The organism is Streptomyces sp. NPDC002734, assembly GCF_040295685.1.
Lineage (GTDB): Bacteria > Actinomycetota > Actinomycetes > Streptomycetales > Streptomycetaceae > Streptomyces.
Map to the genome: position 1 here is coordinate 41738 of NZ_JBEOVU010000028.1, position 15860 is coordinate 57597.

Annotated in this window: 10 protein-coding genes; 6 read left to right on the forward strand and 4 right to left on the reverse strand. The window is 74.7% G+C overall.

Features of this window, described 5'->3' with window-relative positions; genetic code table 11:
* The first annotated feature begins 72 nt into the window (after positions 1-72).
* Complete coding sequence (locus ABT026_RS23310; protein ID WP_351117010.1) at positions 73-1347, forward strand: amino acid deaminase; 1275 nt, start codon at positions 73-75, stop codon at positions 1345-1347.
* Positions 1348-1414: 67 nt separating this feature from the next.
* Positions 1415-3052, forward strand: a complete 1638-nt coding sequence (locus ABT026_RS23315; RefSeq protein ID WP_502968036.1) for an N-acyl-D-amino-acid deacylase family protein — start codon at positions 1415-1417, stop codon at positions 3050-3052.
* Positions 3053-3157: 105 nt separating this feature from the next.
* Here ABT026_RS23315 and ABT026_RS23320 read toward each other — a convergent pair whose 3' ends face one another.
* The gene (locus tag ABT026_RS23320) at positions 3158-4213 is read right to left on the reverse strand and encodes a hypothetical protein (RefSeq protein WP_351117012.1); all 1056 of its coding nucleotides are present in this window, start codon (positions 4211-4213) and stop codon (positions 3158-3160) included.
* 193 nt (positions 4214-4406) lie between these two features.
* Between ABT026_RS23320 and ABT026_RS23325 the strand changes: the two genes are divergently transcribed.
* The 3 genes from ABT026_RS23325 to ABT026_RS23335 all read left to right on the forward strand — a co-directional run bounded on the left by ABT026_RS23325 (position 4407) and on the right by ABT026_RS23335 (position 8434).
* Entirely contained in the window at positions 4407-5618 is a 1212-nt protein-coding gene (locus ABT026_RS23325) for a pyridoxal phosphate-dependent aminotransferase (protein ID WP_351117014.1), read from the forward strand.
* A 123-nt stretch (positions 5619-5741) separates the two neighbouring features.
* Entirely contained in the window at positions 5742-6170 is a 429-nt protein-coding gene (locus tag ABT026_RS23330; RefSeq protein WP_351117016.1) for an SCO4983 family protein, read from the forward strand.
* A 218-nt stretch (positions 6171-6388) separates the two neighbouring features.
* On the forward strand, positions 6389-8434 hold the full coding sequence (locus ABT026_RS23335; protein ID WP_351117018.1) for a thioredoxin domain-containing protein: 2046 nt from the start codon (positions 6389-6391) through the stop codon (positions 8432-8434).
* A 192-nt stretch (positions 8435-8626) separates the two neighbouring features.
* On the opposite strand, the gene ABT026_RS23340 is transcribed toward ABT026_RS23335, so the two are convergent.
* Both ABT026_RS23340 and trhA read right to left on the reverse strand, forming a co-directional pair.
* On the reverse strand, positions 8627-9352 hold the full coding sequence (locus ABT026_RS23340) for a Mut7-C RNAse domain-containing protein (protein WP_351117019.1): 726 nt from the start codon (positions 9350-9352) through the stop codon (positions 8627-8629).
* A gap of 178 nt (positions 9353-9530) precedes the next feature.
* Positions 9531-10211: a PAQR family membrane homeostasis protein TrhA gene (gene trhA, locus ABT026_RS23345; protein WP_502968037.1), complete on the reverse strand. Its 681-nt coding sequence runs from the start codon at positions 10209-10211 to the stop codon at positions 9531-9533.
* Between the two features lie 288 nt (positions 10212-10499).
* Here trhA and ABT026_RS23350 point away from each other — a divergent pair, with 288 nt between their 5' ends.
* The gene (locus tag ABT026_RS23350) at positions 10500-12362 is read left to right on the forward strand and encodes a phosphoenolpyruvate carboxykinase (GTP) (RefSeq protein WP_351117023.1); all 1863 of its coding nucleotides are present in this window, start codon (positions 10500-10502) and stop codon (positions 12360-12362) included.
* 268 nt (positions 12363-12630) lie between these two features.
* Here the strand turns inward: ABT026_RS23350 and ABT026_RS23355 are convergent, their stop codons facing one another.
* Positions 12631-15804 (reverse strand): tetratricopeptide repeat protein, encoded by a 3174-nt coding sequence (locus tag ABT026_RS23355; RefSeq protein WP_351117024.1) that lies wholly within the window; start codon positions 15802-15804, stop codon positions 12631-12633.
* Positions 15805-15860: the final 56 nt, after the last annotated feature.

A 15860-nucleotide genomic window follows, 5' to 3' on the forward strand; every position in this document is an offset into this window, starting at 1 on the left:
GATGCTCGTGGACGGGGTCCCGATCATGGGAAAGTGAAACAGCCCGGATCCCGCAGCGCACAGGAGGCCCGAATGTCCGCGGATGCCGTCACCCGTCTTTCCGGGGAGCGGATCGACCACCGGTTCAAGGGTCTGCCGCTCGACGCGGACGGTCTGACCGTGGGCGAGCTGGCGGCGCAGCGGCGGAATCTGTTCACCGGCGGGTTCACCACCCCCGTGCTGACGCTGTCCGCCGAGCGCCTGCGCCACAACCTGCGGCTCATGGAGTCGTACACCGAGCGTCACGGCCTGGCGTTCGCCCCGCACGGCAAGACGACGATGGCCCCGCAGCTGTTCCGGCAGCAACTGGAGCACGGCGCGTGGGGCATCACGCTGGCGGTGCCGCACCAGGTGCGGGTGGCCCGGGCCTTCGGGGTGCGGCGGATTTTCCTCGCCAACGAGCTGGTCGACCCGGCCGCGCTGCGCTGGGTCGCCGCCGAGCTGACCGCCGACCCGGCGTTCCGCTTCATCTGTTACGCCGACTCGGTGCGCGGCGTCGAGCTGATGGACGCGGCCCTGCGGCCGGTGGGCGGGCGCCCGGTGGACGTGGTGGTGGAGCTGGCCGCCGGGGACGGCGCGCGGACCGGGGCGCGGACCGAGGCCGACTGCCTGGCCGTCGCCGAGGCGGTGGCCGCGGCGCCGTCGCTGCGGCTGGCGGGCGTGGCGGGCTACGAGGGCGAGGTCCCGGACGCCACCGAGGAGCGGGTGCGCGCCTGGCTGGTGCGGCTGGTGGAGCTGGCGGCAAGGCTGGACAAGGCGGGGCTGTTCACCGGTACCGGCCTGGAGGAGATCGTGGTCAGCGCGGGCGGCAGCGCCTGGTTCGACACGGTCGCCGAGGTCTTCACCCGTCTGCCGGGGCTCAGCCGGCCCCCGTTGAAGCTGCTGCGCTCGGGCGCGTACGTCTCGCACGACGACGGCCACTACCGGTCGATCACGCCGTTCGTCCGCGTTCCCGAGGAGGGCGCGCTGGAGCCGGCGTTCCGGCTGTGGGCGCAGGTCGTCTCCCGTCCCACCGGCGAGCAGGCGTTCCTCAACGCGGGCAAGCGGGACGCCGCGTACGACCTGGGCATGCCGGAGGCGCAGGTGGTGCGCCGCGGCGACGTCGAGCGTCCGGCCGAGGGCATCGCCGTCACCCGGCTGTCCGACCAGCACGCCTGGCTGGAGACCGGGCCCGGCGCGGACCTGGAGGTCGGCGACTGGGTGGGCATGGGGCTGTCGCACCCGTGCACCGTCTTCGACAAATGGCAGCTGATCCCTCTGGTCGAGGCGGACGGCACGGTGGTGGACTACATCCGTACGTTCTTCTGACGGATCTTCTGAGGGATCTTCCGACGGACGGCTCCGCGGCCGTCCGCCCAGCGAAGTGGGGGCCGCCGTGCATCTGGCCGATCTGGTCGTTCAGGACGCCGAGGTGGTGGACGGCACCGGGGGCCCGTCCTACCGGGCCGACGTGGCGGTCAAGGACGGCCGCGTCGTGCAGATCGTCCGTGAGGCGGCCGCGGCCGGGTGCCAGCGCCCGGTCGGCACCCGGATGCTGGACGCGGAGGGCCTGGCCCTGGCGCCCGGCTTCGTGGACATGCACTCCCACAGCGACCTGGCGCTGCTCACCGACCCGGACCACTCGGCGAAGCTCGCGCAGGGCGTCACCCTGGAGGTCGTGGGTCAGGACGGGCTCTCCTACGCGCCCGTCGACGACCGCACGCTGGCCGAGGTGCGGCAGGCGGTGGCCGGCTGGAACGGTCCGGGCGAGGACGTCGACTTCGACTGGCGGTCGGTGGGCGAGTACCTGGACCGGCTGGACCGGGGTGTCGACGGCGAGGGCATCGCGGTGAACGCCGCGTACCTGGTGCCGCAGGGCACCGTCCGGATGCTGGCGATGGGCTGGGAGAACCGCCCGCCCTCGGAGGCGGAGCTGGACCGGATGCGCGAGCTGGTGGCGGCCGGGCTGCGCGAGGGGGCGGTGGGCATGTCGTCCGGGCTCACCTACCCGCCCGGCATGTACGCCGGCGCCGGGGAGCTGACCGAGCTGTGCCGGGTGGTCGCCCGGGCGGGCGGCTACTGGTGCCCGCACCACCGCTCGTACGGGGCCGGGGCCCTGGCGGCGTACCAGGAGGTGATCGTCATCGCCCAGGAGGCGGGCTGCGCCCTGCACCTGGCCCACGCGACGCTCAACTTCTCGGAGAACGAGGGGCGTCACGGCGAGCTGGAGGCCCTGCTGGACGAGGCGCTGGACGCCGGCCGCGACCTGACGCTGGACACCTACCCCTATACCCCGGGCGCCACCACGCTGGCCGCGCTGCTGCCCGGGTGGGCGAGCGAGGGCGGCCCCGCCGCCATCCTGGAGCGGCTGCGGGACGACGCGGTCGCGGAGCGGATCCGGCACGTCCTGGAGGTGTCCGGCTCGGACGGCTGCCACGGCGTTCCGGTGGAGTGGGACACCGTGGAGATCTCCGGGGTGGTCGACCCCGCGCTGACCGGGCGGGTGGGGCGGACGGTGGCGGAGCTGGCGTCCGGCTCGGGGTCCTCGCCCTGGGAGGAGGCCCGCCGCCTGCTGCTGGCGGACCGGCTCGGCACGTCCGTCCTCCAGCACGTCGGTCACGAGGAGAACGTCCGCGCGCTGATGCGGCATCGGGCGCACACCGGGGGCTCCGACGGCATCCTGCACGGCACCAAGCCGCACCCCCGGGCGTACGGCACCTTTCCCCGGTACCTCGGCAGGTACGTGCGGGAGCTGGGCGTGCTGACGCTGGAGGAGTGCGTCGCGCACCTCACCGGGCGGCCGGCCGCGCGGCTCGGCCTGCCGGACCGGGGCCTGGTCCGCGAGGGCCACCGGGCCGACCTGGTCCTCTTCGACCCCGCGACCGTCGCCGAGGGCGCCACCTTCGCGGCGCCCCGGACACCGCCGGCCGGCATCCCCTACGTCCTGGTGGACGGCCGCCTCGCCGTCGACGACGGCCGCCGCACGGACGTCCTGGCCGGCCGCTCGGTGCGCGCGGGCCGCCCCCGCGGCTGACGCGGCGGGCGCGGGCGTGGGGGTGAGGCTCCCGCGTTGCCGCGTGCGGGGCTGCCGCGTCGCCGCGCGCGACGCCCGGCGGTGCTTCCTGCCCGGCGGTGCGTCCTAGCGGGGGCGGCGGGTGCTGTTGCCCCAGCCGTTGCCGCGGCCGTCGCCGTCGTCGTTGTCGTCGTAACCCGGCCATCCCGTCGTGGGCGAGGCGGGCGCGGACGTCGTCTCCTTCACCGGCTCCCTGGTGGGCGTGGGCGAAGCCGTCCGGGTGGCCGAGGGGGTGGGGGTCGGGGACGCGGTCCTCGACGGCGCCGCACTGGGCGTGACCGTGGCGGGAGGCTTCGACGCCTCCACGGACGGCATCAGCCCGGGATCGGCCATGTCGCCCACCGAGAGCCCCGGCGCGTTGGGGCCGTTGCCGCCGCGGGACGGCTCCTCGGAACCGGAGGACAGCGCGAACCCCAGCACCGTCAGCGCCCCGAGCCCGACGACGCCCGCGCCGGTGGCCAGCAGCATCTGGCGGCTGCGCACGCGGCGGGTGCGCGCACCCTCCCGCTCCGCCGCCCGGGCGGCCTCCCGCGCCGCGGCCCGGCCGGCCGGCGCCGCCCCCGTCCGCCCGGCCTGCCCGCCGAGTCCGGTCTGCCCGTCGTATCCGGCCTGGCTTCCGTGTCCGGCGGCCGCCCCGTAGGCGCCGTAGGACGCGAAGTCGTCGAAGTCGGCGGCGGCCGAGGCCGCCCCGTACGCGGCGGAATCGGCGTACACGCCGTGGCCCGGATACCCGTGCGCACCGCTCCCGGAGGCCTCACCGGCGTACCCCGCCGACGGATACCCGTACGAGCCGCCGGGCCCCCCGAGGACCTCGTGCCCACCGGGAGCCGTGTATCCGGCGGGCCCACCGGGCGCGGCGGGCCCTTCGGGCGCGGCGTGGGCGCCGGGCGCGGGCGGCCGGGCGCCGTGCGGTCCCGGGCCGCCGGGCGTCACCGGCAGCTCACGCGTGGCCGCCTCGTCCTCACCGTCCGGGCGGTCACCCCGCACCGGCGGCAGCTCACGGGTGGCCTCCGCGTCGCCCGCGGCAGGCCACACGGAGGGGGCGGGCACCTCGGTCGGAGGTACCGCCGGCGGCTCCGGCGCATCGTGTGCGCCCGGCCCGTGTTCTGGGGTGATGGACATGGGTGCGAATTGTAAAGACAGGCGTGGCGCAGAACACACCCGGAGTCCCCCATCCCGCCCGCACGGACCGCCGGACGGGTCCCCGCACACCGCGAACAGGGGCGAACCGTCCCCCCGGCCTCCCCCGCGCGGGACGTCCGGACGTGTCGGAGAACACGAGGCGACCCGGGACGTATCCCCGTAGGCTCACGTCATGCAGGTGATCCAGTCGTCCAAGCTCGCCAACGTCTGTTACGAGATCCGGGGCCCGGTGCTCGAGGAGGCGACCCGGCTGGAGGCCGCCGGTCACCGCATCCTCAAGCTGAACACCGGCAACCCGGCCGCCTTCGGGTTCGAGTGCCCGCCGGAGATCCTCGAGGACATACTGCGCAACGTCGGCTCGGCGCACGGCTACGGCGACGCCAAGGGCCTGCTGGCCGCCCGCCGCGCGGTGGTGATGCACAACCAGACGCTCGGCATCGAGACCGACGTCGAGCACGTCTTCGTCGGCAACGGCGTGTCCGAGCTGATCGTGATGGCCATGCAGGGCCTGCTGGACAACGGCGACGAGGTGCTGGTCCCCGCCCCGGACTACCCGCTGTGGACGGCGGCCGTGGCCCTGTCCGGCGGCACCCCGGTCCACTACGTCTGCGACGAGCAGGCCGACTGGATGCCGGACCTGGCCGACATCGAGGCCAAGATCACCGACCGCACCAAGGCGATCGTGATCATCAACCCGAACAACCCGACCGGCGCCGTCTACAGCGACGACCTGCTGCGCGGGCTCACGGACATCGCGCGCCGCCACAACCTGCTGGTCTGCTCGGACGAGATCTACGACAAGATCCTCTACGAGGACGCCACCCACACCCCGACGGCGGCGATCGCCCCGGACCTGCTGACGCTCACCTTCAACGGCATGTCGAAGTCGTACCGGGTGGCGGGCTACCGGGTGGGCTGGATGTCGATCTCCGGCCCCAAGGCGCACGCGGACTCCTACATCGAGGGCCTCAACATCCTCGCCAACATGCGTCTGTGCGCCAACATGCCCGGACAGCACGGCGTGGTCGCCGCGCTCAGCGGCCGGCAGACGATCCAGGACCTGGTGCTCCCGGGCGGCCGGCTGCGCGAGCAGCGCGACGTCGCCCACGAGCTGCTGACGCAGATCCCGGGCGTGAGCTGCGTCAAGCCGAAGGGCGCGCTCTACCTCTTCCCCCGGCTGGACCCGAAGGTCTACCCGATCAAGGACGACCGGCGGATGGTCCTGGACCTGCTGCGCCGGGAAAAGATCATGGTGGTGCAGGGCACCGGCTTCAACTGGCCCGACACCGACCACTTCCGGATCGTCACGCTGCCCTCGGTCACCGATCTGCGGGACGCGATCGGGCGCATCGGACGGTTCCTGGAGACCTACCGCCAGAACTGAGCGACGGGCGGCCCGGGCGGTCCGTCGGCGGGTCCGACACGCCGCGCCGAGCTGGGACTCGACACAATTTTAGACTCGTTCCAATGTAGGATGGCTTCCTGTCAGAGCGCAGGAGGCCTCCCCATGTACGAACCGATCCGCAGCAAGTCGGTCCACACCATGGCCGGCCCCGGCACGGACATTCCCCGCAGGTCACGCGAGGCGGAGCTGGAGTTCCAGCTGGCCGGCCACCTGGCCGCGCTGCTCGCGGTGACCGACGAGCTCCGGGCCCTGGCGCCGTGCGCCGATCTGGACGAGGCGGCCGAACAGCTGGCCCAGCAGGTGGCCCGGCTGCGCGGCGGCTCAGCCCCGGCGCGCGCGGCGTTCCCCGGCCCGTCGGCGCGGGACGGGCACCGGGCGCGGGTCACCGCCCTGCACCGCCGGGCGCACGACCTCGCCGGCCGGGCGCTGGTGGTCGCCGCGTCCCGTGCCGACACCCGGGCGGCCATCCTCGCCGCCCAGCGCATGGAGGCCCACGCCGAGGCCGCCGCGCGTCCCCTCAGCCCCTGCTGAGGGCTCCCCCGAGCGGCCCCGGTCCGCGCCTGCCACGAAGCGGCGCGGGCCGGGTGCCACGACACCTGTCCCGCGGCCCGGGCCTCGGCGCTCCCGTGCGGGGCTTCGCCCGCGAGGGTCACGTCGCTCACGCCGTAGGCGCCGGCGTGTCCTGCGCACCGCCTCGGTCCGCGCGGCCGTGCCGCCCCCCGTCGTGTGGCGTGCGCAAGGATGGGGGCATGGCAAACCGACTCGCGCAGGCCACGTCCCCCTATCTCCTCCAGCACGCCGACAACCCGGTCGACTGGCGGGAGTGGCAGCCCGCCGCCTTCGAGGAGGCCCGCCGGCGGGACGTCCCGCTGCTGCTCAGCGTCGGGTACAGCAGCTGCCACTGGTGCCATGTGATGGCGCACGAGAGCTTCGAGGACGAGACGGTCGCCGCCTACCTCAACGAGCACTTCGTGCCCGTGAAGGTCGACCGCGAGGAGCGGCCGGACGTGGACGCCGTGTACATGGAGGCGGTGCAGGCGGCCACCGGGCAGGGCGGCTGGCCGATGACGGTCTTCCTCACCCCGGACGCCGAGCCGTTCTACTTCGGCACGTACTTCCCGCCCGAGCCCCGGCACGGCCAGCCCGGTTTCCTCCAGGTGTTGCAGGGCGTGCACGCCGCCTGGGCGGAGCGGCGCGACGAGGTCACCGAGGTCGCCGGGAAGATCGTGCAGGACCTGTCGGGGCGGGTCATGCCGTTCGGTGACGCGGGCGACGCGGCGCCCGGCGAGGAGGACATGGCGGCGGCCCTGCTGGGGCTGACCCGCGAATACGACGCGGTGCGCGGCGGGTTCGGGGGCGCGCCCAAGTTCCCGCCGTCCATGGTGCTGGAGTTCCTGCTGCGCCACCACGCCCGCACCGGCTCGGAGGGCGCGCTGCAGATGGCCGCCGACACCTGCGAGCGGATGGCGCGCGGCGGCATCTACGACCAGCTCGGCGGCGGCTTCGCCCGGTACTCGGTGGACCGGGACTGGGTCGTGCCGCACTTCGAGAAGATGCTCTACGACAACGCGCTGCTCTGCCGGGTCTACGCCCACCTGTGGCGGGCCACCGGCTCGGACCTGGCCCGCCGGGTGGCGCTGGAGACCGCCGACTTCATGGTGCGCGAGCTGCGCACCGCCGAGGGCGGGTTCGCCTCCGCGCTGGACGCGGACAGCGACGACGGCGCGGGCCGTCACGTGGAGGGCGCGTACTACGTCTGGACGCCGGAACAGCTGACCGAGGTGCTCGGCGAGGAGGACGGCGAACTGGCCGCCCGCGTCTTCGGCGTGACCGAGGAGGGCACCTTCGAGGAGGGCGCCTCGGTGCTGCGGCTGCCGCAGCAGGACGCCGTCTTCGACGCCGACCGCGTCGCCTCGATCCGTCGCCGGCTCGCCGAGGCCCGTACCCGGCGGCCGGCTCCCGGCCGGGACGACAAGGTGGTCGCGGCGTGGAACGGGCTGGCGGTCGCCGCGCTCGCGGAGACCGGCGCGTACTTCGCCCGGCCGGACCTGGTGGAGGCGGCGGTGGCCGCGGCGGACCTGCTGGTGCGGGTCCACATGGACGAGCACGCCGGGCTGACCCGGACCAGCCGGGACGGCCGGGCGGGCGCCAACGCGGGCGTGCTGGAGGACTACGGCGACGTCGCCGAGGGCCTGATCACCCTGGCCGGGGTCACCGGGGAGGGCGTCTGGCTGGACTTCGCCGGGCTGCTGCTCGGGCACGTGCGGGAGCGGTTCACCGACGAGGAGACCGGGACGCTGTACGACACGGCGGCGGACGCCGAGCGGCTGTTCCGGCGCCCGCAGGACCCCACCGACAACGCGGCGCCCTCCGGCTGGACGGCCGCGGCCGGGGCGATGCTGTCCTACGCGGCGCACACCGGTTCCGACGCGCACCGCACGGCGGCGGAGCGGGCGCTGGGCGTGGTGCGGCTGCTGGCCCGGCGGGTCCCGCGCTTCATCGGCTGGGGCCTCGCGGTGGCCGAGGCGGGCATCGACGGTCCGCGCGAGGTGGCCCTGGTCGGCCCGCGGGACGACGAGGCGACGCGCGCGCTGCACCGGACCGCGCTGCTCGGCACGGCGCCGGGCGCGGTGGTGGCGGTCGGCGCGGAGGGCGGCGACGAGTTCCCGCTGCTGGCCGACCGGCCGCTGGTGGGCGGCGCGCCCGCCGCGTACGTCTGCCGCCACTTCACCTGCGACGCCCCCACCACCGACCCCTCCCACCTCGCCCAGGTGCTCAACGCCCCCCAGGCCTGATCCCGGGGGCGCGGGTGCGCCGGTCGCCCCGGCAGGAGCCGAGGGAGGTCGGCCCCGGCGCAGGGTTCGAGGGTCGTCGGCACGATCGCCGGCGACACAGGTCCCGGGCCCCGGGGGCGGTCAACCGACCGCACGACCGCACGGCCGGCCGCCGTGCGGGCCGAGACCTGGCGCGAGGTCATGCGGGGCGAGTCAGGACGTGCCGGGGCCGTGCTCGGCGACGGCGCGGTCGACGATGTCGACCAGCTGCTGGTGGTGCGCGCCCTTCCAGTACACCCGCCCGCACCCCGCGCACTCGGCGAACACCTCGTAGGACCGCGACGTCCCGGCCTCCAGCCGGTCGGCGACGTCCGTCTTGGTGGCGGACCGCAGCTCCCCGTTGCACGCGGTGCACCGGGTCCACGGCCGCAGCCGCGGGGCGAACCGGCGCAGGACCTCGCCCAGCTGCTCCTCGGGCCGGGTGCTGTAGACGTACGCGCCCGCCCAGATCTCGCGCCGCCGCAGCAGCCCGCGGTCCCGGCTGAGCAGGACCCGGCGCTCGGCGGCGGACCGCGTGGCCAGGGCGGGGTCGCCGATGTCGGTCGACTCGTAGGCGACGTCGACGCCCAGCAGCCGCAGCCGCCGTGCCAGCGTCCCCAGGTGGACGTCGAGCAGGAACCGCAGCGGCACCTCCGGCGCCCCCGGCGTGAGCTGCGGCGGCCGCACCGCGCGGACCTCCACGCTCTCCCCCGCCGTCGGATGGTGCGAGACCGGCACCGTCCGGCCGTCGACCAACAGCTCTCCGACCTCGGTCAGCGGCACCCCCAACGACTCCACGACGTGCCCCAGCGTCGACACCCCGTCGACCCGCGCCGTCGCCTCCCCGGCGCGCACGAAGAGCCGCAGCTCCGGCGCGACGCGCACGTGGATCCCCGTCACCCCCGCCCCCGCTCCGGCCCCCGCGCCCGCTCCGGCGCCCGCGGCGCCCGCACCCGTTCCCGCACCCGTTCCCGCGCCTGTGCTCGCACTGCCGACCATGCGGCCAGAATGACACGTGCGCCCGGGCGGACCGGAGCGATTTCCGGCCCTCCCGGGCGCACGGTCCACGGCGCGCGGACTACGCCTTCGTGTAGGCGACCAGCGAGATGCCGACGTAGTGGGCGATGAACGCCGCCAGCGTGAACGCGTGGAAGACCTCGTGGAACCCGAAGTACCGCGGCGACGGGTTCGGCTTCTTCATGGCGTAGATCACGCCGCCCACGCTGTAGAGCACCCCGCCGATCACCACGCACACCAGGACCGCGACGCCGCCGGAGCGCATGAAGTCCGGCAGGAAGAAGACCGCGGCCCAGCCCATCGCGATGTAGCAGGGCGTGTAGAGCCAGCGGGGCGCGCCGACCCAGAAGACCCGGAAGAGAATGCCCGCCACCGCGGCGGCCCAGATGCCCCACAGCAGCCACCGGCCCTGGGCGTCCGGCAGCAGCAGGATCGTCAGCGGCGTGTAGGTGCCGGCGATGATCAGGAAGATGTTGGCGTGGTCCAGTCGGCGCAGTACGCCGTCCATTCGGGGGGACCAGTCGCCCCGGTGGTAGAGGGCGCTCACACCGAAGAGAAGACATGCCGTGAGGGTGTAGACCCCGCAGGCGATCCGTCCCCGGGTGGAGTCGGCGAGAGCGGTCAGGACGAGTCCGGCGATCAGAGCTGCCGGGAACATCCCCAGATGCAGCCAGCCGCGCAGCCGGGGCTTGATCTCCTGCGAGATCTGCTCCGGAAGTGAGGGTGCGCTCATGTCAATCATCGTACCTACGGGACCGTAAGTCACAGGTGAGTGCCCAGGTCACGGAGGGACCCGTGATCAGCCAAGTGTGCCTTTCCCCGCGCCCGAACGCCACAATCAGTGAGGTTGCTCACGCCGCTCAGGTGTGCGCCCCCCTGGACAGATGGGCACTCTTCCTCGAAGATCATATGAGTGAGACCTGCCGCGAATGAGCACCCGCAATCATCCGGGGCGGTCGAAACGCACCAAAAGGGCACCACCCACGTCCCGGGCAAGACCAGCCGCAGCAACCCTGATTAGGAGCAATTCGTGGCGCGCGACATCGAGGCTCCCCCGTCCGTCCCCACCGACGCGACGGAAGAACCCCCCACCAAGCACCGTGAACTGGTCTCGTGGGTCAACGAGATCGCCGAACTGACGCAGCCCGACAGGGTGGTCTGGTGCGACGGCTCGGAGGCCGAGTACGACCGGCTGTGCGAGGAGCTCGTCGGCAAGGGCACCTTCAAGCGGCTGGACCCGGTCAAGCGCCCGAACTCGTACTACGCGGCCTCCGACCCCACCGACGTCGCCCGGGTCGAGGACCGCACGTTCATCTGCTCCGAGCGCGAGCAGGACGCCGGTCCGACCAACCACTGGAAGGCCCCCGCCGAGATGCGGGAGGTCTTCCGGGGCACGGACGGGCAGGGCGGTATCTTCCGCGGCTCGATGCGCGGCCGGACGATGTACGTCGTCCCCTTCTGCATGGGCCCGCTGGGCTCCGACCTCTCCGCCATCGGCGTGGAGATCACCGACTCGGCGTACGTGGCCGTCTCGATGCGCACCATGACCCGGATGGGTCGCCCGGTGCTGGACGAGCTGGGCGACGACGGCTTCTTCGTGAAGGCCGTCCACACCCTCGGCGCCCCGCTGGAGCCGGGCGAGCAGGACGTGCCGTGGCCCTGCAACTCGACGAAGTACATCTCGCACTTCCCCGAGAGCCGTGAGATCTGGTCCTACGGCTCGGGCTACGGCGGCAACGCGCTGCTCGGCAAGAAGTGCTACGCCCTGCGCATCGCCTCCGTGATGGCGCGCGACGAGGGCTGGCTCGCCGAGCACATGCTGATCCTCAAGCTCACGCCGCCGCGGGGCGAGTCCAAGTACGTGGCCGCCGCGTTCCCGAGCGCCTGCGGCAAGACGAACCTGGCGATGCTGGAGCCCACGGTCCGCGGCTGGACGGTGGAGACCATCGGCGACGACATCGCCTGGATGCGCTTCGGCGAGGACGGCCGGCTGTACGCCATCAACCCGGAGGCCGGCTTCTTCGGCGTCGCCCCCGGCACCGGCGAGCACACCAACGCCAACGCGATGAAGACCCTCTGGGGCAACGCGGTCTTCACCAACGTGGCGCTCACCGACGACGGCGACGTCTGGTGGGAGGGCATGACCGAGGAGCCCCCGGCCCACCTCACGGACTGGAAGGGCAACGACTGGACGCCGGAGTCCGGCACGCCCGCCGCCCACCCGAACGCCCGGTTCACCGTCCCGGCCGCGCAGTGCCCGATCATCGCGCCGGAGTGGGAGGACCCCAAGGGCGTCCCGATCTCCGCGATCCTCTTCGGCGGCCGCCGCGCCAGCGCGGTGCCGCTGGTCACCGAGTCCTTCGACTGGAACCACGGCGTCTTCCTCGGCGCCAACGTGGCCAGCGAGAAGACGGCCGCCGCCGAGGGCAAGGTCGGCGAGCTGCGCCGCGACCCGTTCGCCATGCTGCCGTTCTGCGGCTACAACATGGGCGACTACATGGCCCACTGGATCGAGGTCGGCAAGGCCGCCGGCGAGAACCAGTCCAAGCTGCCGAAGATCTACTACGTCAACTGGTTCCGCAAGGACGAGGCCGGCCGCTTCGTGTGGCCCGGGTTCGGCGAGAACAGCCGCGTGCTGAAGTGGATCGTCGACCGGCTCGACGGCAAGGCGGAGGGCGTCGAGACGCCCATCGGCATCCTGCCGGCGAAGGCGTCCTTCGACACCGAGGGCCTGGACATGCCGGAGGAGGACCTCGACCTGCTGCTGAGCGTCGACAAGGACGTCTGGAAGCAGGAGGCCGCCCTGGTGCCCGACCACCTCAACACCTTCGGTGACCACACGCCGAAGGAGCTGTGGGACCAGTACGAGTCCCTGGTCCGCCGCCTCGGCTGACCCTGCTCCCCCGCACCCCGCGGCCGGCCGCCCCGACGTATGCCCTGACCTGCGACGTCGCCCTGGCCGGCCGCGGCCGTTTGCGGACCGCGGCGAGCCCGCGGGGCACTCCCGGGCCTCGCACGCCTCCCGGGCCGCTCCCGCGTTTCCCGGACCTCGCACGCCTCCCGGGCCTCGCACGCCTCCCGGGCCTGGTCCTCCCGGGCCTTCCCGGGCCGCTCCCGGGCCTCGGGGCCTCGGGGCCTCGGGGCCTCGGGGCCTCGGGGCCTCAGCCCAGGATCTCGCGGGCGGCGCGGGTGGGGGTGAGGCCCAGGCGCCAGGCCGCCCACGCCTCGCCGGGCGGGAGGCCGCGGCGCAGGTAGAGCTCCCAGGTGGCCGCGCAGTCGGCCAGCCGGGGGTCCTTCACCGTGGGGAGCAGCTCGGCCAGCTCCCGCTGGGCCACCGTGGCGCCGTCCGCCGCGGCGTACGGCAGCAGCGTGCAGCGCAGGAACCGCGCCCAGCCCTCCGCCCGGACGTCGCCGCAGGCGGCCGCCAGCTCCACCGCCTCGTCGCACAGCGCGAGCGCCCGTTCCTCGCGCGAGTTGCCCGCGTCGATCACCGCGAGCTCCACGCAGCTCCACGCCTCCCCGTGCACCACCCCGGCACGCCGGAAGTCGGCCCGCGCGTCCACCAGCAGCTGCCGCGCGAAGCCGGAGTTGCGCAGCGACCCGGCCCGCGCGGCGCGCTGGTCGCGCGTCACCCGGGCCAGGTGGTGGCGGGCCCAGCCCAGCCCGTAGACGTCCCGCATCCGGGAGAACAGCGCGCGGGAGCGTTCCAGTTCGCGGCCCGCCTCGTCGAGGTCGCCGGTCTCCTCCAGCGCCTGCCCCAGGTAGTGCAGCGTCCACGCCTCGCCGCGCAGGTCCTCCACCTCACGGTGCAGCGCGACCGCCTTGCGCAGGCCCTCCACGGCGGCGGCCGCCTCCCCGTCCGCCAGCCGGGCCCGCTCCAGCTGGGTGCGGGTCCACGCCTGGCCGCGGGTGTCCCGGGTGCGCCGGTACCCGTCGAGCGCGGCCCGCAGCTCCTGGCGTCCGCGCTCCACGTCGCCGGCGCGCAGCGCCAGCTGGCCGAACTGGTAGCGGGCCCACGCCTCTCCGTGCACCGCCTCGGCGGCCCGGTGCAGCGCCAGCGACTGCCGCAGCAGCTGACGCGCCTCGGCGAGGTTCCCCCGGTCGCGCTCCACGGCGCCCAGCGCGTGCAGGGTCCACGCCCGGTCGGCGGACAGCTCCGGCGCGCCCTGGAGGTTGACGGCCTCCCGCAGCTTGGCGGCGGCCTCCGGGAGGTTGCCCTGGTGGTGGAGCGTGATGCCGAGCGAGCCCATCGCCCGCGCCGCCTCGGCCTCCTGCTCGGACGCCCGGTAGTCGTCCACCAGCGACGACAGCGTGCTCCTCGCCTTGTCGAGGTCGCCGATCTGCCGGGCGGCGATGCCGGTGCGCCAGGTCACCGAGCGGAGCATCAGTCCTTCGTCGACGGACCGGGCCAGCTCGTTGATCTCGCCGAGCCGGTACATGTCGCCGCGCAGCAGGCAGTAGTCGCAGAGCGCGCCGAGCAGGGCGTGCACGGCCGAGCTGTCCACGCCGTCCGCGTTGCGCAGCGCGGCGGTGATGAACGCGGACTCGTCGTCCAGCCAGCGCAGCGCCTCCTTGAGGGAGGAGAAGCCCTGCGGGGCCGCGCCGGCCGGGGTCGACAGGCCGGTGCGGGTGGAGATGTTGCCGTCGATCAGCCGCAGCACGGAGTCGGCGAGGGCGGCGTAGGTGGTGATCAGCCGGGTCTGGGCGGCGGTGCGCTCGGCCGGGGTCTCCTCCTCCTGGAGGCGTTCCTGGGCGAAGGCGCGGACGACGTCGTGCAGCCGGCAGCGGGTGCCGCGGACCGGCTCGACCAGGCCGGCCCGGGCCAGCGAGGCGAGGTGCCGCCAGGCGTCCCGCTCGTCGGTGTCCAGCAGCGAGGCGGCGGCCGCCGCGCCGAGCGAGGCCCGGCCGGCCAGCGCGAGCCGCCGCAGCAGGCGGCGGGCCTGCTCGGGCTGGTCGGAGTAGCGCAGCCACAGGGCCCGCTGGACGGGGGTGACCGGGCCGTAGGCGCCCAGGTCGTCGGCGAGCCGGGCCGCGCCGCGGGCGCCGAGGGCGGTGCCGGCGACGCGCAGGGCCAGCGGCAGGCCGCCGCACAGCCGGTGGACGCGCTCGGTGGCCTCGTCGTCCTGCGCGCGTTCGGCGCCGGGTGGCGTGTAGGCGGCCAAGGCCTCCCGGGAGGCCTCCACCGGCAGTGGCTGCACGGCCAGCTGGTGGGAGTGGGCAGGCATGTCGCGCAGCAGGGCCAGCGGGGTGCGGGAGGTGACCAGCACCAGGCTCTCGGAACGCTCCGGAAGGAGGGCGCGCACCTGCTCCGGGTCGGAGGCGTCGTCCAGCACCACGATCACCGGCAGTCCGGCCAGGTGGCGGCGGTAGAGCTCGGTGAGGCGGGTCAGCTGTTGCTCGGGGGTCGAGCCCTCGCGGAACAGGAGCTGTTCGCGGGGCGCGCCCAGGCGGTTCAGCAGGTGGAGCAGGGCCTGTCTGGTGGGCAGCGGCGGGTCGGAGGGGGAGTCGCCGCGCAGGTCGACCAGGCAGGCGCCGCGGTACTCGTCGCGCAGGTCGTGGGCGGCGCGGGCGGCCAGCGCGGTGCGGCCGGAGCCGAGGGCGCCGTGCAGCACCACCACGGTGGGGCGGCTGTCGGCGTCGGCGCGGGCGGCACGGGCCCAGCGGCGGATGGCGGCCAGTTCCTCGCGGCGGCCGGCGAACGGGGCGTCCGCCGGCGGTAACTGGTCGAACGACCGCTCCAGCACGGCGCGGCGGCGGGCGGCGGCGCTCTTGTCGGTGCCGCGCAGCCGGGGCGGCGCGGTCGGCGTCCGGGGCGGGGCGGCGAGCCGGCGGTGCTGCTCCAGCCAGGGCCGGATGCCGCGTAACTCCAGTGCGGTCAGCCACTGGAGCCGCAGCGCCTCGTGCCCTCCGGGCTGCAGCACGGCGCCGGCGTGGTGGTGGGCTGCGGGCACGTGCGAGGCGGTGACCCGCACGACGGCGGTCGCGGTGGCGGTCAGCCCGACGGAGATTCCCGCGCCGAGGGCGACCGCCCCGCCGGTGCCGAGGGCGAGGTCGGCGACGGTGGCGGTCGCGGCGGCCACCCCGGCCACCAGGAAGGTGGTGGGGCCGCCGCCCTCGCGGGCGAAGCGCCGGGCGAAGGTGGGGTGGGCGTCGCGGGCGGCGTCCAGGGCGCGCAGGTAGGCCTGGTACTCCGGCTCGGCGGCGCGGGCCATGCCGTCCAGGGCGGCGCGGGCGCGGGTGAGCAGGACCGCGGGGTCCGTGCCGCTGCGGCGCGCCTCCTCCTTGACCGTGCGGTCGAGCAGGTTCTCGGCGTCCTGGCGGTGCGGGTCGCGCATGTCCGGTCCCCCTCCGGTGGCGATGCCGTGCGCCTGCGGCGGCCCGGGGAGGTGTT